At 72.7% G+C, this 19153-nt stretch carries 17 protein-coding genes and 1 tRNA gene; 8 read left to right on the forward strand and 10 right to left on the reverse strand.

Translation table 11 applies throughout. The features are described 5' to 3' along the window. Positions 1-34: 34 nt before the first annotated feature. Genes ACLE50_RS18840 through ACLE50_RS18865 form a run of 6 tightly spaced genes read right to left on the reverse strand, consistent with a single transcriptional unit; the run spans position 35 to position 6243 of the window. Positions 35-985 carry an NAD(P)H-dependent flavin oxidoreductase gene (locus ACLE50_RS18840; protein ID WP_410944898.1) on the reverse strand — a complete coding sequence of 317 codons (951 nt, stop codon included), beginning with the start codon at positions 983-985 and terminating at the stop codon, positions 35-37. Further along, complete coding sequence (locus ACLE50_RS18845; protein ID WP_410944899.1) at positions 982-2580, reverse strand: AMP-binding protein; 1599 nt, start codon at positions 2578-2580, stop codon at positions 982-984. Before ACLE50_RS18845 ends, ACLE50_RS18840 begins: the two co-directional genes overlap by 4 nt. After that, positions 2577-3344 (reverse strand): enoyl-CoA hydratase/isomerase family protein, encoded by a 768-nt coding sequence (locus tag ACLE50_RS18850; protein WP_410944900.1) that lies wholly within the window; start codon positions 3342-3344, stop codon positions 2577-2579. Before ACLE50_RS18850 ends, ACLE50_RS18845 begins: the two co-directional genes overlap by 4 nt. Beyond that, the gene (locus tag ACLE50_RS18855) at positions 3341-4534 is read right to left on the reverse strand and encodes a CaiB/BaiF CoA transferase family protein (protein ID WP_410944901.1); all 1194 of its coding nucleotides are present in this window, start codon (positions 4532-4534) and stop codon (positions 3341-3343) included. The genes ACLE50_RS18850 and ACLE50_RS18855 overlap by 4 nt, the downstream gene beginning before the upstream one ends. Beyond that, complete coding sequence (locus ACLE50_RS18860; RefSeq protein WP_410944902.1) at positions 4531-5283, reverse strand: enoyl-CoA hydratase/isomerase family protein; 753 nt, start codon at positions 5281-5283, stop codon at positions 4531-4533. Before ACLE50_RS18860 ends, ACLE50_RS18855 begins: the two co-directional genes overlap by 4 nt. 18 nt (positions 5284-5301) lie before the next feature. Beyond that, positions 5302-6243: a hydroxymethylglutaryl-CoA lyase gene (locus tag ACLE50_RS18865; RefSeq protein WP_410944903.1), complete on the reverse strand. Its 942-nt coding sequence runs from the start codon at positions 6241-6243 to the stop codon at positions 5302-5304. A 214-nt stretch (positions 6244-6457) separates the two neighbouring features. Here ACLE50_RS18865 and ACLE50_RS18870 point away from each other — a divergent pair, with 214 nt between their 5' ends. The 7 genes from ACLE50_RS18870 to ACLE50_RS18900 all read left to right on the forward strand — a co-directional run bounded on the left by ACLE50_RS18870 (position 6458) and on the right by ACLE50_RS18900 (position 14808). Further along, a complete protein-coding gene (locus ACLE50_RS18870) occupies positions 6458-7894 on the forward strand; it encodes an NAD-dependent succinate-semialdehyde dehydrogenase (protein ID WP_410944904.1) in 1437 nt (478 codons plus the stop codon). An 84-nt stretch (positions 7895-7978) separates the two neighbouring features. After that, the gene (locus ACLE50_RS18875; RefSeq protein ID WP_410944905.1) at positions 7979-9292 is read left to right on the forward strand and encodes an aminotransferase family protein; all 1314 of its coding nucleotides are present in this window, start codon (positions 7979-7981) and stop codon (positions 9290-9292) included. 37 nt (positions 9293-9329) lie between these two features. Next, entirely contained in the window at positions 9330-10346 is a 1017-nt protein-coding gene (locus tag ACLE50_RS18880) for an extracellular solute-binding protein (protein WP_410944906.1), read from the forward strand. Next, a complete protein-coding gene (locus ACLE50_RS18885; RefSeq protein ID WP_410944907.1) occupies positions 10343-11227 on the forward strand; it encodes an ABC transporter permease in 885 nt (294 codons plus the stop codon). The genes ACLE50_RS18880 and ACLE50_RS18885 overlap by 4 nt, the downstream gene beginning before the upstream one ends. Further along, the gene (locus ACLE50_RS18890) at positions 11220-12080 is read left to right on the forward strand and encodes an ABC transporter permease (RefSeq protein ID WP_410944908.1); all 861 of its coding nucleotides are present in this window, start codon (positions 11220-11222) and stop codon (positions 12078-12080) included. Before ACLE50_RS18885 ends, ACLE50_RS18890 begins: the two co-directional genes overlap by 8 nt. Further along, complete coding sequence (locus ACLE50_RS18895) at positions 12077-13141, forward strand: ABC transporter ATP-binding protein (protein ID WP_410944909.1); 1065 nt, start codon at positions 12077-12079, stop codon at positions 13139-13141. Before ACLE50_RS18890 ends, ACLE50_RS18895 begins: the two co-directional genes overlap by 4 nt. Next, positions 13138-14808 (forward strand): amidohydrolase, encoded by a 1671-nt coding sequence (locus ACLE50_RS18900; RefSeq protein ID WP_410944910.1) that lies wholly within the window; start codon positions 13138-13140, stop codon positions 14806-14808. The genes ACLE50_RS18895 and ACLE50_RS18900 overlap by 4 nt, the downstream gene beginning before the upstream one ends. A 20-nt stretch (positions 14809-14828) precedes the next feature. On the opposite strand, the gene ACLE50_RS18905 is transcribed toward ACLE50_RS18900, so the two are convergent. From ACLE50_RS18905 to ACLE50_RS18920, 4 genes are all read right to left on the reverse strand, one after another. Then, the gene (locus tag ACLE50_RS18905; RefSeq protein ID WP_410944911.1) at positions 14829-15302 is read right to left on the reverse strand and encodes a MarR family winged helix-turn-helix transcriptional regulator; all 474 of its coding nucleotides are present in this window, start codon (positions 15300-15302) and stop codon (positions 14829-14831) included. Positions 15303-15501: 199 nt separating this feature from the next. Continuing rightward, positions 15502-16479, reverse strand: a complete 978-nt coding sequence (locus tag ACLE50_RS18910) for an alpha/beta hydrolase (protein WP_410944912.1) — start codon at positions 16477-16479, stop codon at positions 15502-15504. Positions 16480-16490: 11 nt separating this feature from the next. Continuing rightward, a complete protein-coding gene (locus ACLE50_RS18915) occupies positions 16491-16928 on the reverse strand; it encodes a MarR family winged helix-turn-helix transcriptional regulator (RefSeq protein ID WP_410944913.1) in 438 nt (145 codons plus the stop codon). Positions 16929-17061: 133 nt separating this feature from the next. Beyond that, positions 17062-17135 (reverse strand) — tRNA-Arg (locus tag ACLE50_RS18920). Positions 17136-17313: 178 nt separating this feature from the next. Between ACLE50_RS18920 and ACLE50_RS18925 the strand changes: the two genes are divergently transcribed. Continuing rightward, a complete protein-coding gene (locus ACLE50_RS18925) occupies positions 17314-18120 on the forward strand; it encodes a PP2C family protein-serine/threonine phosphatase (protein ID WP_410944914.1) in 807 nt (268 codons plus the stop codon). Positions 18121-19153: the final 1033 nt, after the last annotated feature.

The following is a 19153-nucleotide window of genomic DNA, read 5'->3' on the forward strand; positions in this document are numbered from 1 at the left end:
CCGGTCCGCCGGTGCGGGCGGCGTCGTGTCCGGGTCAGGCCCGGTCGAGCCGTGCCACTGCGGCCCGGTACTCCTCGGCGATCCGCGCGACGAGCTCGGCGGCGGGCAGAATCTCCGACACCAGACCGGCGGACTGTCCCGCCTCGACCTTGCCGCCGGCGACGTCGCCGGAGAGCGCGGCGTCCCGCAGGGTCGACGCCGTGAACGCCGTCCGCCGGGACTCCAGGTCCGTGCCCTGTTCCTCGAGTTCGGCCATCCGCGCGGTGAAGTCGTTCGCGAGCGTGCGGATGAGACCCAGGCCGTGTCCCACGGTGCGGGTGTCCTCGACGGCCGCGCCGACCACCGCTGCCTTGTACGCGGGGTGCACCGAGGACTCGGGCGTCGCCAGGAACCGGGTGCCGAACTGGGCGGCGTCGGCGCCGAGCGCGATCATCGCCGCGAGCCCCGCCCCGTCTGCCACCCCGCCGGAGGCGACCAGCGGGATCTCCGGAACGGCGGTCGCCACCGCACGGACCAGCACCTGGGTGGTCACCATGGCCGGCGGCGGGTGCCCGCCCGCCTCGGCGCCGACGACGACGAGACCGTCCACGCCGGCGGCCGCGGCCTTGGCCGCGTGCTCGACCCCGGCGACCACGTGCAGGCAGACGGTCCCGGCGGCGTGGAACCGGTCGAGGTAGCGGCGCGGCCCGCCCTGCGACGCGATCAGCACCGGCGGGGGCCGCTGCAGCAGCAGGTCGATGACCTCGTCGGCGCCCGCCCGGTACAGCGGCAGGTTCACCGCCCACGGCCGGTCGGTGCCGGATGCCATCTCGTCGAGGACCCGCGCGAGATCGGGCAGGCGCATCGGTCCGGCCGCGACCACCCCCAGCCCACCCGCCCCGCTCACCGTGAGCGGCAGCGCGGAGCAGGACGACGCCCAGGACATGCCGGCCTGCACGATCGGCAGCTCGGTGCCGACGAGCCCTGTGAACCGGGTGCGGATCATCCCGTCGCCTGCTCGAGCAGCAGTCGGGCGTGCGCCGCGAGCTTGTTCTTCTGGATCTTGGAGCTGGCGGTCATCCCGATGTCCTCGAACCCCTCGACCACGCGCAGGTGCCGGGGCAGCTTGAACCGGGCCAGGTGGCCGCCGGCCCACTCGAGGATCGCCTCCGGTGTCACGACCTCGGACTCGGTGAGGACGACGAAGGCGAACGGCACTTCGACCAGCCGTTCGTCCGGGACCCCGACGACGGCGGCCTGACGGACCGACGGGTGGCGGTGCAGTGCATCCTCGATCTCGGCGGGCGCCACGTTCTCCCCGCCGACCCGGATGACGTCCTTGGTGCGGCCCACGAAGTGCAGCCGGCCGGACGCGTCGAGCGCGCCGAGGTCGCCGGTGGCGAGCCAGCCCTCCGCGTCGATCGTCTCGGCGGTCCGCGCCGGGTCGTCGAGGTAGCCCTGCATGACGTTCCAGCCGCGGACCTCGATGGACCCGGGTTCGCCGGGGGCGCAGTCGTGCCCCTCGGCGCTGCGGATCCGGACCTCGACACCGGGTTCGGGAGCCATCGCCCCCGACGCGCGAAGCTCCTCCGGCTCCCACCATGCGGACTGGGCGACGTTGGGGGAGGCCTCGGACAACCCGTATCCGGCGACGCACTCCCGGGCTCCCAGCTCGTCGATGACCCGGCGGATCACCGTCGGCGACGCGGCCACCCACGCCCCGCGCAGGTGCAGGGTGTGCCGGTCCCGCTCGGGATGGTTGAGCAGCAGCAGCGCGATGGTGTCGTTGCCGGAGAAGTGGCTGCAGCGCTCGGCCTCCAGCAGCCGCAGGGCCTCGACGGGCTCGAACCGTGCCATGGTGACGAGCGTGCAGGCGTGCTGGATCGACGCCAGCACCGACAGCGTGCTGCCTGCGACGTGGAAGAACGGCCGGGCGGAGTGGAAGCGGTCTCCCGGCCGCAGGCCCATCCGGGCACCGGAGAAGAACGCGTCGGCACACATGCTGCGGTGGGTGAGCAGTACGCCCTTCGGGCGCGAGGTGGTGCCCGAGGTGTACTGGACCAGCAGCACGTCGTCGGGGCCGGCCGTGGGCTCGGCGCCGTCGGTGGCACCGGCGAGGAACTCCCGGAACGGCGTCCCCCATCCCTGTGCGGACCCGACCACGACGGTTCGGCGCAGCGCCGGCAGCGACCGGCATCGGCCGTCGGTGCCGATCCCCATGTCGCGCAACAGGTCAGCGAGGTCGACCCGCAGAACCCGGTCCGCGGTGAAGAGGGTCGAGACGGCAGCGTGGGCGAGCGTGTAGTGGATCTCGTCGCCGGTCAGCCGGGTGTTCACCGGCACCGTGACGGCACCGACGGAGCCGAGCGCGAGGAACAACGCGACCCAGCACGGACCGTTCCCCAGTGCCAGGCCGACCCGGTCACCCCGACCGATACCGGCCGCGACCAGCGCGGCCCGGATCCGCGCGACCTCTTCCGCGAGCTCGCCGTAGGTGATCCGCTCCTCGGCGGTGACCACGGCCTCGACGTCCGGTGCGAAGGCCGCGGCACGGTCGAGCGCCTCGTGGACGGTCAGTGGGCACACACCCTCGAGCTTCATCGCCGACCCTTCTGCGTGTCGTGCTGCTCCCGGAACCGGGACACACCCGCCTGCCAGTCGCCGTCGGCGAGGTTCTGCTCGATGGCGGCCATCTCGATCCGGATCCCGCGGTCCAGATCGGTCTCGGCGCCGAGGTCGATCGCCCGTTTGGTCAGCGCGATCGCCGCCGGGGGAGCCTTCGCGATCCGCGCGGCGGTGTCGAAGCCCGCCGTGACGAGATCCGCCGCCGGGACCAGCTTGCTGACGACGCCGAGGTCGACAGCCTCACAGGCGCTCATCGGACGGTTGGTGTAGAGCAGCTCTTTCGCCCGGCGTCTGCCGATCGCGCGTTGGAGCCGCTGGGTGGCGCCGACGGTCCCCCAGTGCGGCTCGGGGAAGCGGAACGTCACGTCGTCGGTGGCCAGGGCGAAGTCGGCGGCCAGCGCCAGCTCACCGCCGGACCCGACAACGGTGCCCTGCAGCAGGGCCACCACCGGTCGGGAGCAGGCCTCGACAGCGGCGTAGGCGGCGAACGAGGCCTGCCGGCGGCGCCGGACCCACGCGGCGTCGCGGCCGGTGCGCTCCTTGAGGTCCGCACCCGCGCAGAAGACCGGGCCGCGCCCGGACAGCAGGACGACCCGGACGGACTCGTCGGCGTCGAGGTCCTCGAACGCGGCGCGGAGCTCGAGACACATCGGCAGGTCGACGGCGTTGCGGGCCTCGGGCCGGGTCAGCTCGACGTGTGCAGTGCCGCCGGAGACCTCGACGTGCACTCTGCTGGTCATCCGACCACCCCGTCGCGACGCAGCAGGTCGATCTCCGCGGCCGAGTAACCGGCCCCGGAGAGCACATCCTCGGTGTCGGCGCCCAGCAGAGGTGGGGTCGCGACCGCGACCGGCTCGGCCGATGCCTCCCGCAGCGGGGTGCGCAGGGCGGGGAACCGGCCCTCACTCGGGTGCTCGAAGTGCCCGACGGCGCCGCGGGCCGTCGCATGCGGGGAGCCGAGCGCCTCACGCACGGTGCGGACCTCGCCGACCGGGACGTCCGCGGCCTGCAGCTCCTTCACCAGCGGATCCCGGTCGCGGGCGGCGACGGCTCCACGGATCCCGGCCATGACACGGTCGCGCCGGGCGACCCGGCCGGCGTTGCACCGCAGGTCCGGATCGGCGGCGAGCTCGTCCAGACCGAGAACGGTGCACAGCGGGACCCAGTGCTGGTCGCTGCCGCTGATGTGCAGCCAGCCGCCGTCCGCGGCCTCGAAGGCTGCGCTCGGCACCCGGCCTGGATGCTCGGTGCCGGTCGCGCGGGGGTCCTCGTCCAGGGCGAACAGCCGACCCGCGTTGAGCGCCTGCAGGCTCAGCTGCACGTCCATCATGGACACGTCGAGGTGACGGCCGCGGCCGCCGGCGCTGCGGCCTGCCAGGCCGGTGAGAGCGGCGATGACCACCCACAGTCCGGAGGAGAGGTCGGCGACCGGGACACCGACCTTGGCCGGGGGACCGTCCGCCTCGCCGGTCATCGCCATGATCCCGGACAGCGCCTGGAACACGGTGTCGTAGCCCTTGCGCGCGCTGTCCGGTCCGGTCTGGCCGAACCCGGTGGCCGACACGTACACCAGACCCGGGTTGTCCGCGGACAGCGCGTCGTAACCCAGCCCGAGCCGGTCCATCGCCCCGGGCAGGAAGTTCTCGACGACGACGTCGGCGGAGCGGGCCAGGCGGCGGGCCACGTCGCGTCCCCGTTCGTCCTTGAGATCGAGCGTGACCGACTGCTTCCCGCGGTTGAACGCGAAGAAGTAGGCGCTCTCGCCGTGCGGGAGGCGAGGTTCGAACGACCGGGTCTCGTCGCCGGAGCCGGGGCGCTCGATCTTGATCACGGTGGCGCCGAGCTCACCGAGGATCTGGGTGGCCATCGGGGCGGCGAGCACCCGCGAGAAGTCCAGCACCGTGATGCCCTGCAGCGGCGGAACGCTCATCGGCGGAACCCCCGCATCAGCGCATTGACGTCCTGACCGGCACGCATCGCGGCCTCGGTCGGAAGGTCGGCGACGCGGTAGAAGAGGTCCTTCGCGGCGGCGATCGCCCGAGGCTCGGCCGCGGCCCAGCGTTCGGCGACGGCCAGAGCCGCGTCCAGAACCTCATCGGGCGCCACCACCTGGTTGACGAGGCCGTAACCGAGGGCCTCCTGGGCGGTGAGCATCCGGCCGGTGCTGATCAGCTCGAAGGCCTGCTTGCGACCGAGCTGGCGGACGAGCCCGGTCATGACCAGGGCGGGGACGATGGAGTGGGTGAGTTCGGGGTAGCCGAACCGCAGGTCCTCGCCCACGACGGTCATGTCCGCGCCGATCGCGAGCCCGGCTCCGCCGCCGACCGCGACGCCGCGCACCGCGGACACCACCGGCACCGACAGCTGCTGCATCCGGATCTGGACCGTCGCCGTCAGCGCGGCACGCTCCAGCACCGGGCCGGGCTCGTCCGGGGTGAGTCCGGCGAACTCACCGAGGTCGGCGCCGGAGCAGAAACCCCGGCCGGCACCGGTCAGTACCAGCGCCCGGACCGTGGCATCGCGGTCGGCCGCGTCGAAGGCCTCGCACAGTGCACGGGTGAGCGGGGTGTCGAGGGCGTTGAGCTTCGCGGGCCGGTTCAGGGTCAGCACACGGACGACGCCGTGTCCCACGGGACGGTCCTCGACGACCAGTACGCCGGCCGTGGTCGGTGCGGTCATCTCTGCTTCTCCTCGGGCTCAGGCGGGGACGACGTTCGGGGCGAAACCGGCCCGGGCGACCATGCTGTGCAGCGGGCGGCCGAGCGCCTCCTCGCATGCGGCCGACGCCGCGGCCAGGGCGTCCAGGTCCAGGCCGGTGCGCACGCCCATCGACTCGAACAGGCACACCAGGTCCTCGGTGCAGACGTTGCCGGTCAGCCCGGCGCCGTAACCGATGGACGCCGGATGGCCGCCGACTCCGCCGAGTGCGCTGTCGAAGTGCCTGCACCCGGCGTCGAGCGCGGCGACGGCGTTGGCGACGCCGGCCCCACGGGTGTTGTGGAAGTGGGCGACGAGCGGCAGATCCGGGTGCTCGCGTTCCAACCGGCCGAACAGCGTCGCGACGGTGGTGGGAGTGGCCACGCCGGTGGTGTCACCGAGGGTCACCGCGTCCGCGCCGAGCTCGACGAACCGGGAGACGTCCGCGGCCACCCGGCCCGGGTCGACGGCGCCCTCGAACGGGCAGCCGAAGGCCACCGACACCACACCGACGATCCGGAACCGGTCGCCGGCGAGGTCGGCCATCTCGGCCATCCGCTCCCACTGCCCCGCGCGGGTGGTTCGCAGGTTGCGTTCGGTGTGGCTCTCGCTGGCCGACACCAGGAAGCTCAGCTCGCCGGCGCCGCGGCCCGCGTCGAGGTCGGCCAGCGCCCGGCGCACCGCCGCAGGGTTGGGGCAGGTGGCCTTGTAGGCGACCCCGGGGACGCGCGGGATCCGCGCGAGGACGTCGCTCGCGTCGGCGAAGGCGGGAACCCGCTCCGGGTGGCTGTAGCTGGTCGCCTCGATCCGGGTGAAGCCCGCGGCGACGAACCGGTCGAGCAACGCGACCTTGGTCGAGGTGGGGACGAAGACGGGTTCGTGCTGCAGCCCGTCGCGTGCGAAGCACTCGCAGATCGTGACGTCGTCCGGATGACCGGTCATCGGAACCTCCTGTCTCCGGTCCAGGAGTACACGGCCATGTTGATAAAAACAACAGGAGTCCGCAGGGAAGTGGCAAGCCTGCGAACGAGACTTGCTCGCAACATCGCCGAAATGCGGGTCCGATCTGTTGACTTGCTCAACAGGTCGGGATCAGACTCGGTCTCGCCCACCGCCGCCGCCGTGGGCCGTACGCCACCGATCGGAAGGTTCCCGGATGCCCGACACCCCCGTCGCGACACTGCTCATCGCAGGGACGTGGCAGACCGCTCCGGTCACGTTCGAGGTCGTCGACCCCGCGAGCCTCGAGGTCATCGGTACCGCGGCCGACGCCGGACCCGACCACGCCCGCATCGCGGTCGAGGCGGCCGTCGCCGCCGCTCGTGGCTGGGCGGAGCTCGCGCCCGAGGTCCGGTCCGGTCACCTGCGGACCGCCGCGGCAGTCGTCCGGGAGAGGGGCGAGGAGCTGGCCGTCCTGCTCAGCCGGGAGAACGGGAAACCGCTGGCCGAGGCACGTGGTGAGCTGAGCGGCGCGGCCCGGATGCTGGAGTGGGCGGCCGAGGAGGGCCGGCGCGCCTACGGCCGGGTGACTCCATCCGACGCAGCCGGTCCCGGGCTCGTGCTGCGCAGCCCGGTCGGACCCGTGCTGGCGATCACGCCGTGGAACTTCCCGGCCAGCATGCTCGCCCGCAAGGTGGCCCTCGCACTCGCCGCGGGCTGCCCGGTGATCGCGAAGCCGGCCGAGCAGACCCCGCTGATCGCGACCGCGCTGCTGGAGATCCTGCAGTCGACCGGTCTGCCCGACGGCGTGCTGCAGTCCCTCACGACCACCCGGCCCGCCGAGCTCGTCGACGCCCTGCTGAGCGGTCCCGGGTTGCGCAAGGTCAGCTTCACCGGATCCACGGAGGTCGGGCTGGGCCTGTTGCGCCGCACCGGCGATCGGCTCCGCCGCACGTCGCTGGAGCTGGGCGGGCACTCGCCCGCGGTCGTGCTGCCCGACGCCGACCTGGAGGCGGCCGCCGCTGGCGTCGTCGCAGGCAAGTTCTTCAACGCGGGGCAGAGCTGCACTGCGGTCAACCGGCTCTACGTCCACGAGGACGTAGCGGCGGACCTGCTCGCGCTCGTCGAGAAGAAGGTCGCGGCCCTGCGGGTCGGGCGCGGGGACGCCGAGGGCACCACCGTCGGCCCGCTGATCGACCGCGCCGGGATGGAGAAGGTCGAGCGCCAGGTCGCCGACGCCGTCGAACAGGGTGCGACCGTCCTCATCGGGGGCGCACCGGCCGAGACCGGCCTGGCCGGCAACTTCTACCTGCCGACGGTCCTCACCGGTGTCACCCCGCAGATGCTGATCTCGCGCGAGGAGACCTTCGGCCCCGTTCTCGCCGTGCAGACCTACGGCGACTCCGACGACGTCGCGCAGCTGGCCAACGACACCGAATACGGCTTGGCCGCCTACGTCTTCGGCTCCGACCTCCGCCGCATCTGGCGGCTGCTCGACCGGCTCGAGTTCGGCGTCATCGGCGTCAACGAACCGTCCCCGGTGCGTCCGGAGCTGCCGTTCGGCGGGCAGAAGAACAGCGGACAGGAACGCGAGGGCGGCAGCGAGGGCATCGAGGCCTACACCGAGGTGAAGGCCGTCGCCCTGCGCTTCTGAGATCCCGCTCCCGACGTTCCGCGTCCGAAACCCGCCGCACGCCCCGCCCCGTTCCTGCCACGCCCAGACCGAGAGGTGTCGTCCATGACCAGCACCACCGAACGGCCCGGCCCCAAGCCGGCGGACACCGCCGCGCTCGCCGACCTGGACCGTCGCAGCCTGATCCACCCGCACACGGTGATCGGCGCACCCCAGGAGCCGCTCGTGCTCGCCCGGGGCGAGGGCGCCCTGCTGTGGGACACCGACGGCAACGAGTACGTCGACGGCACCTGCGGGCTGTGGCAGTGCCCGGTCGGGCACGGCCGCACCGAGCTCGCCGAGGTCGCCGCCCGCCAGATCGGGACGCTGGAGTTCTACTCCTCGTTCGGGGACTACTCCAACGAACCGGCCATCCGGCTGGCCGACCGCCTGCTGGGGATCGCCCCCGAGGGCATCGAGCGCGTCTTCTTCACCAACGGTGGCTCCGAGGGCACCGAGACGGCGATCAAGCTCAGCCGGCTGGCCTTCCACCACGCCGGTCGGCCCGAGCGCACCGTGATCCTCGCCCGCCAGGGCGGCTACCACGGCATGGGCGCCGGATCGCTGGCCGCGACCGGGATCGACGGACTCCGGGCGGGCTACGGGCCCCTGCTGCCCGACGTCGAGTTCCTCGGCAAGCCGCACGGCATCGCCCACGGCCCCGGCGCGACGGATCTGCTGGTCCGCGAGCTGGAGGAGCGTATCGAGACCATCGGCGCCGACCGGATCGCGGCGTTCATCGGCGAGCCCGTCCTCGGCGTCGGCGGGATGGTGCCGCCGCCGGAGGACTACTGGCCGCGGGTCCAGGAGGTTCTGCGCCGGCACGGCATCCTGCTGATCGTCGACGAGATCGTCACCGCCTTCGGCCGGACCGGACACTGGTTCGGCAGCGACCACTTCGGCATCGAGCCGGACATGATCGTGACCGCCAAGGGGTTGTCCAGCGGCTACATCCCGATGGGCGCGGTGCTCATCGGCCGGCGCGTCCTGGAACTCGCCGACGGGGCGACCTTCTTCCACGGATTCACCTACAACGGGCACCCGGTCGGTGCCGCGGTCGCGCTCGCCAACATCGACATCATCGAGCGGGAGGGGCTGCTCGCACGGGCGGCCGAGCTCGGGGAGCGACTCCGGACGGCCCTCGAGCCGCTCGCCGACCTGCCCCATGTCCGGGAGGTGCGCGGCGTCGGCCTGATGCTCGGCATCGAGTTCGAGGACCTGCCGACCGCGCCGGTCCAGGCGGGCTGCCGGGCCGAGGGTGTCGTCGTCCGGGCCTCGGGGACCTCCATCGTCCTGTCGCCACCGCTGGTGATCACCGAGGAGCAGATCGACCGGCTCGCCGAGGTGCTCTGCCGCAACGTCGTGGCTGCTGCGGGCTGAGGGCGCGGTGTCCTCCCGGTTCCGGAAGCTCCTCCCGATGGCGCTGCTGTCGTCCCTGCTCGTCTCGGGGTGCGCGGTGTCGGAGGGCGGCGCCGACTCGCTGGTCTTCGTGTCCTATGGACAGGGCGCCTACCAGGCCGGGCAGCGCTCGGCCTGGCTCGACCCCTACCAGCAGCGCACCGGCACGACCATCACGATCGACGGACCGTCCAGCACGGCCAAGCTCAAGGCGATGGTCGAGGCGCGCAAGGTGACCTGGGACGTCGTCGACACCGACGCGTCGGTCGCGGCAGCCAACTGCGGCACCCTTCTCGAACCGATCGACTCGAGTGCCTACGCGGACCGTTTCCCGGCCGGGTCGGTGTCCCGCTGCGGCGTCCCCGCCGCCCTGTTCGGGATGATGTTCATGTACGACGCCCGCAAGTACGGCAACCACCCGCCGACGCGGTTGGCGGACTTCTTCGATCCGCGCGCGTTCCCGGGCCGGCGGGTCGTCTACGGCGGTGACCCGAGCGTCGGCACGCTGGAGGCCGCGCTGCTCGCCGACGGTGTTCCCGCCGACCGTCTCTACCCGCTCGACGTGCCCCGGGCGCTGTCGGTCTACGACCGCATCCGTCCGCAGCTCACGCTTGCGAGCACCTACGGCGACCAGCAGCAGCGGATGGCGGGCGGGCAGGCCGACCTCGCCCTGATCGTCAGTGCGCGGGCGTACTCGCTGCTCAAGTCCGGTGCGACCGGCTGGAAGGTCGTACCGGGTATTCCGACCCCGGTGACCTGGGACGTCCTGGTGGTCCCCCGGGGATCACGACGGCCCGACGCCGCCAGGGACCTGATCCGTTTCGCCTCCGGGCAGGAGCAGGCCGCGGCCTTCGCCGACGCGGCCGGTGTGGGGCCGGCGAACGCGACGGCGCCGAGGCCGTCGTCGCCGTACGGCCGGGAGCTCGACATCTGGGGCGACGACAGGAAGGGCCAGAGGGTGCTCAGCAACGTGAACTGGTGGGCCGCGAACCGTGAGCGCGTCGTCCGGGCGTGGTCGGACTGGACGACCGGATGAGCGCCGCGAGCGCACCGCAGGCCACGGCCGGCGCTGCTGCCGTACGCACCCGGTCCCGTAACGGATGGCTGTTGCTGCCGGCCGCTGCCCTCCTGCTGGTCTTCTTCTTCTGGCCGCTCGCGATCATCCTGTGGCGCAGCGTCTCCGACCCGGAACCGGGGTTCGGGAACTACCTCTCCGTCCTCGGCGACGCGGTGCAGATCCGAGTCGTGCTCCGCACCCTGCGCGTCGCGCTGGTGGTCACGCTGGTGACCCTGGTGATCGCCTACCCCTACGCATTCGCGATGAGCCGGGTCCCGGCACGTGTGCGTGGGCTGCTCCTGCTGCTGGTGCTCATGCCGTTCTGGACGAGCGTCATGGCACGCAACTTCGCCTGGTATGTGCTCGAACAGCGGGACGGTCTGATCGACCGGGCCTTCGCCGCGGTCGGTCTCGACGGCGTGGTGCTGCTCGGCTCGGTCACCGGAGTGACCGTGGCGATGGTGCAGGTGATGTTGCCGTTCATGGTTCTGCCGCTGCAGAACACGATGCTGGGGATCGACCGACGCCTGGTCGACGCAGCGACCAGCCTCGGGGCCCCGCGTCCGGTCGCGTTCCTGCGCGTCTACCTGCCGCTGTCGCTGCCCGGCGTGCTCGCCGGGGTGTCGGTCGTGTTCATCATGTCGCTGGGCTTCTACATCACCCCGGCGCTGCTGGGCACACCGCAGCAGGCACTCGTCGCCCAGGTGATCGGTACCCGGGTGAACGACCTGCTGGACTTCGGCGGTGCGGGTGCACTCGGCGCCGTCCTGCTCGTCGTGACGCTGATCGTGCTGGCCCTGCTCGGCAGGGTGGCCGGTCCGATGTACGCCGCCACCGCGGGAGGTGTCGACCGTGGCTGAGCTGTCGACACCGGTCGCCCTCCCACCACGGGACCGCACGGCGGCCCCGCCGGTGCCCCGGGCCGCCGCGCGCGAACGGCATCTCGGTTGGGCTCTGCGGCTCTGGGTCGCGGCCGTCGGTTTCCTGCTGGTGGCGCCGACACTCGTCGTCCTGCCGATGAGCTTCGGCTCGGGGTCCACCTTCGAGTTCCCGCCCACCGGGTGGTCCGTGCGCTGGTACGCCGAGTTCTTCACCAGCAGGCAGTGGCTGGCGTCGCTGGCCAACTCGCTGCAGGTCGCGCTGCTCGCCGCGGTGCTGGCGACCGTGGTCGGGACCGCCGCCGCGTTCGGCCTGGACCGCAGCCGGTTCCGTGGCCGCGGAGCGGTGCGGCAGCTGCTGATGGCACCGATGATCCTGCCCGGGATCGTCGTGGCGATCGCGGTGTACGGCGTGTTCCTGCGCTGGCAGCTGAACGGCACGCTGCTCGGGTTCGTCCTCGCCCACGCCGTCCTCGGGGTGCCGTTCGTGATCACCTCGGTGCACACCAGCCTGGCGAACTACGACGCGACGGTCGAGAAGGCCGCCGCGAGCCTGGGGGCCGGCCGGGTCACCACCGCGCGCCGCGTCATCCTGCCCCTGGTCGGGCCGGGGGTGGTCTCCGGGTTCGTGTTCGCCTTCGCCACGTCGTTCGACGAGGTGGTGATCGCCCTGTTCCTGCAGACCCCGGACATCAAGACCCTGCCCGTGGCGATGTACGAGTCGATCGTCCTGGAGATCGACCCCACCATCGCCGCCGCGTCCAGCGTGATCGTCGTCCTGACGACGGCGCTGCTGCTGATCCCCCAGATCGCCCGACGACGGAGGCCACGATGAGCCAGACCACCGCCACCACCGGTCACGGCATCACCACCAGCCACGTGACCAAGGCCTACCCCGGCACCGACCGTCCGGCCGTCGACGACGTGTCGCTGGACATCGGGGCGGGAGAGTTCATGACGTTCCTCGGGCCGTCGGGCTCCGGCAAGACGACGATGCTGTCGATGATCGCGGGCTTCACCGCGCTGAGTGCGGGCTCGATCACCGTCGACGGACAGGAGATCTCCCGCCTGAAGCCGCACCGACGCGATCTCGGGGTCGTCTTCCAGCAGTACGCGCTGTTCCCGCACCTCACGGTGGGTGCGAACGTGGCCTTCGGCCTCGCCCGGCGCCGCGTGCCCAAGGCGGAGGTCGAGCGCCGGGTCTCCGAGATCCTGGAGATGGTCGGTCTGGAGGGCGTCCGCGACCGGTTGCCGCGGCAGCTCTCCGGCGGCCAGCAGCAGCGGGTCGCACTGGCCCGTGCGGTCGTCTACCGGCCGCGGGCGCTGCTGATGGACGAGCCGCTCGGAGCGCTGGACAAGAAACTGCGCGACCAGCTGCAGCGCGAGATCGCCCGGATGCACCGCGAGCTCGGCATGACGTTCCTGTTCGTCACCCACGACCAGCAGGAGGCGCTGACCCTGTCCGACCGCATCGCCGTGTTCAACGAGGGGCGGATCGAGCAGGTCGGCACCCCGAGCGAGCTCTACGAGCGTCCGGCGACACTGTTCGTCGCGCAGTTCGTCGGGGAGTCCAACCGGCTGTGCCTCGCCCCGGGGCAGGTCACGGTGGTCCGCCCCGAGCGGATCGCCCTCTACCGCACGGAGAACGAGGTCCCGCCGGGGCAGCGCCGGCTGCCCGCCCGGGTCACCGATGTCGCCTACCTCGGCGACCACCTCCGGATCTGGCTGCGTCACTTCGACGGTGGCCGCGGCTGCGCGGTGCAGCCGGTGGACGACTCGGGCAGGTACGCCCTCGGCGAGGAGGTGATGGTGTCCTGGCATCCCGGCCACGAGATCGTCGTGCCGGCCGAGGAGCCCCGGCAGCCGACGGCCGTTCCCGTCCTGGACCCGGCGTGACCTCCGACGTCGTCCTGCGCGGCGGGCGGATCCGCACCTTCACCGGCGACGATCGGGTCGTGGACGCGCTGGCGATCCGGCACGGCCTGGTGCTCGCCGCGGGGTCGGAGTCCGAGGTGAGCGCGGTCGTGCGGCCGGGCGCCCGGTACTGGGAGCTCGACGGACGCACCGTGCTCCCCGGGATCAACGACGCGCACCTGCACCTGGTGTGGTGGGCGCTGGCCGCCCCGGAGTTCTGCGTCGACCTCTCCGGGGCCGGCGACCTCGCGTCGCTGCAGGCAGCAGTGCAGAGGGCACCGGCGGGTGAGTGGGTCGTCGGGCGCGGCTGGCGGGAGACGACCGTCGCCGAGCTCGCGCGGGGGAGCGCACCGCACCGCCGCACCCTCGACGCGGTCACCGGCGGCCGTCCCGCGGTGCTGCACCACGCGTCGTCGCACTCGGTGTGGGCGAACACCGAGGCGCTGTGCCGGGCGGGGGTCACCCGGCACACCCCGGACCCGCCGGCCGGGGAGATCGTCCGCGACGCCGACGGTGAACCGACCGGGATCCTCGTCGAGAGCGCCCAGGATCTCGTCGCCCGCCTGGTGCCCGTCCCGAGCCGCGAGGAGCGCCTGGACGCCGTCGTCCGGGCGATGGCCCGGCTGAACCGGCTCGGTGTCACCAGCCTGACCGACCCCGTCGTCACCCCCGAGATCTGGGACGACTACCGCGAGCTGCACGCCTCCGGCCGGATGACGGTGCGGGTCAGTGCGTTGCGGCACTGGGACTGGCCCTCACCCACCAGCACGGCCGACGGGCTGTCCCGCGACCTCGCGGAGTCCGGTCCCGTCACCGGCTCCGGTGACGACATCCTGCGCGTCGGCGGCGTCAAGCTGTTCGCCGACGGGGTGCCGACCCACTGCACGGCGTGGATGCACCGGCCCTATCCGCGCGGCGGGCACGGCGACCTCGTGACGACCGGCGCGACCGTGGCGGAACGGGTCGCGGCGCTGTCCGCGCTGGTCGCGACCGCGCACGGCAGGCGGGTGTCCGTCCAGGTCCACGTGACGGGGGATCGCGCGGCCGACGCCGTCGTCGATGCCATCGAGGCGGCCGCAGCCGACGATCCGTGGCCCGCGGCCCGGCACGTCCTCATCCACGGCACGTTCCTGACGACCGAGGTCCTCCCGCGGCTGGCCGACGGTGGCATCGGCGTCATCACGAGCTCCCTGATGCGCACCGGCAGCGGTCCGTCGATGGTCGCCGTTCTCGGCGAGGAGCGCTGGCGGGACGCGTTCCCGGCGCGGGCGTTGCTCGACGCGGGCGTCTGCGTCGCGGACAGTTCCGACGCCCCGGTCACCCGGCCCGACTGGCGTCGCGGTGTCGCGACGTTCAGCGGGGTCCCGGGCCCGTACGCGGTCGGGGACCTGGAACCGGGACAGGTGCTGACCCGGACCGAGGCGCTGCGGTTGTGGACGACGGCCCCGGCGCGGCTCGAAGGCACCGCGGACCGCAAGGGACATCTGACCGCGGGTGCGCTCGCCGACCTCGTCGTGCTCGACACCGACCCGGTCGAGGCCTCGGAAGGCGCGCTGCTCGGCACCGACGCCGTGCTCACCGTCGTCGGGGGACGGGTCGTGCACGACTCGGGAGTCGTGCGGGGCGTCGGCGGTCCGGCGGGGGGTTGACCCGGTCTGTGACGGCGGGGTCACCGGGCCCGTTCGGACTCCTCCATCGCGAATGCGACGTCCGCCAGCTTGTCCAGTGCGCTCAGCAGCACCGTGGACTCCTCGGGCGTGAGTGCCTGGAGGAAGGCGACGTCCCGCTCGTTCGCGGCGGCGATCAGTCCCCGGTACACGCGGGTTCCCTCGGAGGTCAGCGCGAGCTGGGACGTCCGGCCGCTGCCGGCCGTGCGGGCGACGAGGTCCCGCTCACTCAGACGTGTCACGACCCGGCTCATCTGCGCCTTGTCCAGTCCGGCCCGCCGAGCGAGCCGGTTCAGCGTGAGGGTCGGGTCCGAGGCGATCAGGGCTATCGCTCGCCACTCACCGAGGCTGACGCCGTAGTCGCGCCGGTAGCGCAGGGCCGCGCTGCGCGACATCGCCGACGACGTCCGCGACAACCGGTAGGACAGGAGCCCTGTGATCGAGGCCAGGTCCCGTCCGTCCGCCCGCTCCGCCATGGGCGGATCCTACGTTGGCGGTGCCGGCGTCACGGGCATCGCTGTCGTCAGCGCTGTGTTGGGGAGTACGCCAGCATCTCGATCTTCGAGGTGTGCGGGAACGCGCAGCTGCACGAGATCGTCAACCGACTGCAGCTCCTCCGGATCCGCCCGCACCGATCCGCCCGCACCGGTCCGCCGGTGCGGGCGGTGTCGTGTGTCAGGCCGGGCCGAGCACGCGCTGCGCCCACTCCCGGCGGGCCGTCCGCGCACGACGTGCGAGCACCGAGCCGGGTGCGAACAGCTCGAACCCGTGCACCGCACCGGGCCAGACGTGCAGCTCCGCATCGCCGCCGTCGGCCCAGAGCCGCTGCGCCCAGTCGACGGTCTCGTCCCGGAACGTCTCCGCGGACCCGACCTCGAGGTAGACCGGCGGCAGGCCGGAGAGGTCCTCGGCGCGGGCCGGAGCGGCGTACGGCGTCGGTGCGCGACCGGCGAGCACGGCGGCCCAGGCCGTGCGGTTGGACGTGGCGTCCCAGACGCCGCGGCCCTGCATCCGGTGGGCCGAGACCGTGGCGGTGCGGTCGTCCAGCATGGGGTAGAGCAGGAGCAGCCCGCGGACGTCGACGGCGCCGGTGTCGCGGGCCCGCAGCGCCAGACCCGCGGCGAGGTTCCCGCCGGCGCTGCCGCCGTGCAGGATCAGCGCGTCCGCGCGGGCGCCGATCGCGGAGGCGTTGGCCGCGGTCCAGACCAGGGCGGCCCAGGCGTCGTCGTGCGCGGCGGGATGGGGGTGCTCGGGCGCGAGCCGGTACTCGGCGGAGACCACGGCGGCACCGAGGTCCGCGGCGAGATCGAGGGTGTCGGGGAGCCCGAAGCGGCTGGTGCCGGTGATCAGGCCGCCGCCGTGCTGGGTGACCAGGACCGGGGTGCCGGACCGGGCGTCGGCGGGGCGGGCGACGAGCACCGTGAGTCGCGGGTTGTCCGGAGGGCCGGGCACGGTGCGTTCGTCGACGGTGAACCGCGGGTCGGCCGCGATCTCGTCGTACGACGGTGTCAGCGCGTCCACCGCGGCGCGTTCGTCGACGATCGTGTCAGCGGTGATGCCGACGGCGACGGTGGAGATCCCGGCCGCGTCCAACGCGGCCTGCAGCTCGGGATCGATCGGCGGGACGTGCAGGTCGGTGTCGGTTCTCGGCACGGGTGATCCTCTCAGCGGGGTGACCGGTCCAGGGACGTACGGATCTGTCTCGTGAGCGCCGCTGCCGCGGCGAGGAACGGCTCGACGTCGACGCCGGCGTCCGACGCCGCTCCGTGGAAGGCGGTGGCGAGCTCGGCCGAACAATCGCGTTCGACGGAGGCCCCGGCCCCGGTGAGCTGCACGCGCCGCCGCCGGCCGTGGTCGGGGTCGGGGTCGACGACGCACCAGCCGTCCTCGATGAGCCCGGGCAGGGTGCGGCTGACGGCGGCGTCGCCGATCCCGAGCCGCACAGCGAGCTCGTGCTGCGTGGCGGCACCGTCCTGGCGCAGGGCCCGCAGGGTGCGGTAGCGGGCGAACGAGATTCCCTGGCGCGCATCGAGAATCGTGTCGGCGGCGCGGGTCAGCTCGGTGGCGAGCTCGTGGACTGTGAGGGCTGGATCCGGGGGCACGGACAGTATCTTGCCTCATCAATATTGATGGAGCAATACTGACGATGTGCCGCGTCGGGGAGGGAAACCGGTAGGTAGGCGTGGGGTCGATCGTGACGCGCGGGGCCTGCGGGCCCGCTGACCTGGTGGTGTGCGCCCCCGGCAGGACTCGAACCTGCGACCTAGAGATTAGAAGGCTCTTGCTCTATCCAGCTGAGCTACGGGGGCGAGCCGCGCGGGCCGTCCCGCGCAGGTCCAACGGTAGCGGCGGAGGCAAGCAACCACCGTGTGCGGTCCGTGTCGGGCGGCCCGTTCGTCGCGCCCGGACACCATCCGTCCGGTGGAAGCAGCCGCCGAACGGGCCCGGCCTGCGACGGTCCGGAACCGTGACGTCCATACTGTGCCCATGGCTCTGGGACTGCGATCCGCGATCGGGTCGGATGTCGGTCGCCGCCGGACGTCGAACCAGGACTCCGGCGCGACGACCGGCCGGCTGCTGATCGTCGCCGACGGCATGGGTGGGCACGCCCACGGCGAGATCGCGAGTGCGGTGACCGTCGAGGCCTTCACCGAGATGGAGGCGCGGCTGCCGCAGGACCTGGCCGACATCGACCTCGCGGCGGAGATGACCAACGCTCTGGTCGACGCGACCGACCGGCTCGGCGAGCGCGCCGCGGCCGACCCGGACACCCGGGGGATGGGGACGACGGTCGTCTCCCTGCTCCTCACCGGTGAGCAGCTCGCGCTGGCCCACATCGGCGACTCGCGCATCTACCGGTTGCGTGGCGGCGAGCTCGACCAGCTCACCCACGACCACACGATGGTCCAGCAGCTCGTCGACCAGGGGCAGATCACGCTCGAGGAGGCGGCGCACCACCCCCGCCGCTCCGTCCTCATGCGGGCGCTGAGCACCGACCACGAGCCCGAGCCGGACCTCGACCGCGTCGACATCCTCGCGGGGGACCGGTTCCTGCTGTGCTCGGACGGCGTCACCGCCGTGCTCGACGACCGCACCCTGCTCGCCGAGCTCTCCGCCGCCGACGCGGAGCCGAACGACGTCGTGTCCCGGCTGATCGAGCTCGCCAACGAAGGCGGGGGACCGGACAACATCACCGCGATCGTCGCCGACGTCGTCGAGTACGACGACGACCAGCCCCGCGCCCAGCACCTGCGCGTCGCCGGTGCGGCCGCGGAGATCGCCTCCACCAACTGAGCCGCGGGCCGTCCTGCAGCCGGGACGGTCCGCCGTGCAGCCGTCTCCCGCGCGGCGACCGTGTGCGGGAGACGCCCGCTCCGCCGAAGGGTCACCTCGCAACCCGCTCGACGACCACACCGCCGATGGTCCGGGCGCCGCCGTCCCGCCGCCCCTCTCGGTCCCCGGGCCGCCACACCCTCTCCGGGCCGCGTGCGAGCCGGGTGATCACCGCCCCGCGGCCGGACCCTCCCCGCCGTCCAGTACCCGCCACCGGGTCGACTGCTCCCTTGCTTCGTCTCCCTTGCTTCGTCGCGATCGGCCGACCCCGGAGGCCGTGACGCCTCGTCCCGGAACGAAACCCGTGCTCCGGACGCGCGGGGGGAGTACGGGCCGGCCCACATGCCACGACGCGGCTCTCCCCGGCACTCCGCGGTCCCCGACGATGCCGGCGCCCCGGGCGCCCTGACGCCACGCGACCCGCCGGAGGCGCGAGCGGACGCGTGGCCGGAGCCCACAACGGGTACTCAGGCGGTCCGCACGACGAGCGGCCGTTCGTCCACGATGATCGTTCCCAGCTCGGCCCAGGTCAGGGCGCCGTCGCCAGGCACGCCGAAGATCGACCGCTCGTCGCGCCTCGAGGCCACGGCGGGCGGTCGAAAAAAATCTTGAAACTCGTGGGCGCCGAGGGCGACGCACGACGAACGACGTCCGAGGGCACTCGGAGGGGGTCGATCTGTGGCCACCTCTTGCGCGATCGCTCCTGGTCAAGCACCATCCGAGGTGAGCTCGTCAGCGCGACCGCTCGTCGCGTGACAGGGTCGGGCTCGTCCGCGGTCCTGCGCGGCCCTGAGCCGAGTTTCCGCAGGTCAGCGGGGTTTTCCGACCCCGGTTTGACGAGCCCTGGCGGCATGCCGTAACTTATTTCTTGTCAGCGAGAGAGCCGGACAGGACGGGCCCACCGAGGCCCGGCCAACAGGCCCCGCGGACAGTGAGACCCCCCGGTTAGGGACCGACTGAGTCGGTGTGGTTAACTTCAGGGGTCGCAGGATAC

It is taken from the genome of Pseudonocardia phyllosphaerae, assembly GCF_046546475.1.
Lineage (GTDB): Bacteria > Actinomycetota > Actinomycetes > Mycobacteriales > Pseudonocardiaceae > Pseudonocardia > Pseudonocardia phyllosphaerae.

What these genes read in the sequence shown, in the direction of transcription:
- ACLE50_RS18880 (WP_410944906.1), top strand. Translation starts at nt 9,330, where the DNA reads ATGGCGCTGCTGTCGTCCCTGCTCGTCTCGGGGTGCGCGGTGTCGGAG.
- ACLE50_RS18875 (WP_410944905.1), top strand. Translation starts at nt 7,979, where the DNA reads ATGACCAGCACCACCGAACGGCCCGGCCCCAAGCCGGCGGACACCGCC.
- ACLE50_RS18840 (WP_410944898.1), bottom strand. Translation starts at nt 985, where the DNA reads ATGATCCGCACCCGGTTCACAGGGCTCGTCGGCACCGAGCTGCCGATC.
- ACLE50_RS18855 (WP_410944901.1), bottom strand. Translation starts at nt 4,534, where the DNA reads ATGAGCGTTCCGCCGCTGCAGGGCATCACGGTGCTGGACTTCTCGCGG.
- ACLE50_RS18895 (WP_410944909.1), top strand. Translation starts at nt 12,077, where the DNA reads ATGAGCCAGACCACCGCCACCACCGGTCACGGCATCACCACCAGCCAC.
- ACLE50_RS18845 (WP_410944899.1), bottom strand. Translation starts at nt 2,580, where the DNA reads ATGAAGCTCGAGGGTGTGTGCCCACTGACCGTCCACGAGGCGCTCGAC.
- ACLE50_RS18885 (WP_410944907.1), top strand. Translation starts at nt 10,343, where the DNA reads ATGAGCGCCGCGAGCGCACCGCAGGCCACGGCCGGCGCTGCTGCCGTA.
- ACLE50_RS18925 (WP_410944914.1), top strand. Translation starts at nt 17,314, where the DNA reads ATGGCTCTGGGACTGCGATCCGCGATCGGGTCGGATGTCGGTCGCCGC.
- ACLE50_RS18860 (WP_410944902.1), bottom strand. Translation starts at nt 5,283, where the DNA reads ATGACCGCACCGACCACGGCCGGCGTACTGGTCGTCGAGGACCGTCCC.
- ACLE50_RS18905 (WP_410944911.1), bottom strand. Translation starts at nt 15,302, where the DNA reads ATGGCGGAGCGGGCGGACGGACGGGACCTGGCCTCGATCACAGGGCTC.
- ACLE50_RS18870 (WP_410944904.1), top strand. Translation starts at nt 6,458, where the DNA reads ATGCCCGACACCCCCGTCGCGACACTGCTCATCGCAGGGACGTGGCAG.
- ACLE50_RS18865 (WP_410944903.1), bottom strand. Translation starts at nt 6,243, where the DNA reads ATGACCGGTCATCCGGACGACGTCACGATCTGCGAGTGCTTCGCACGC.
- ACLE50_RS18850 (WP_410944900.1), bottom strand. Translation starts at nt 3,344, where the DNA reads ATGACCAGCAGAGTGCACGTCGAGGTCTCCGGCGGCACTGCACACGTC.